The 390-nt window shown below is 83.3% G+C and carries 1 protein-coding gene; it reads left to right on the forward strand.

The window, feature by feature from the left end:
* A partial coding sequence (locus tag RKE29_RS30550) for a DUF5691 domain-containing protein (RefSeq protein ID WP_312008926.1) occupies positions 1–390 on the forward strand: 390 nt, incomplete at both ends.

A 390-nucleotide genomic window follows, 5' to 3' on the forward strand; every position in this document is an offset into this window, starting at 1 on the left:
GCTGCCCGGCCCCGCGCCGGCGGACCACCGCCCGCCGCTGCCGAGGGCTGCCCGCGCCCGGCTGGCGCTGCTCCTCGCCGACCGGTCGGGCCCGGGACGGGCCGCCTCGCGCACCGCGCCCGACCTCACCGAGCTGCTGCCCCAGTGGCTCGCGGCCGCCAACCGGTACGGGTACCGGGTGCCCGACGCCCTGCTGCCCGCCCTCCTCGACGCGGCTCGCGCGCGCACCGACCTGCGTCCGGACGCGCTGGTCCTGGCCGGTCCGCGCGCCCTGTGGCTGGCCCGCCTCAACCCGGCCTGGCGGTTCGCGCTGCGCGGTGCGCCCGGCCGGGCCACGGCCCCGGACGGCTTCCCGCCCGCGGCGGGCGCCGGGCCGACCGGTGGGGAGCC

The sequence above is a fragment of the Streptomyces sp. B1866 genome (genome assembly GCF_031932565.1).
Taxonomy (GTDB): Bacteria; Actinomycetota; Actinomycetes; order Streptomycetales; family Streptomycetaceae; genus Streptomyces.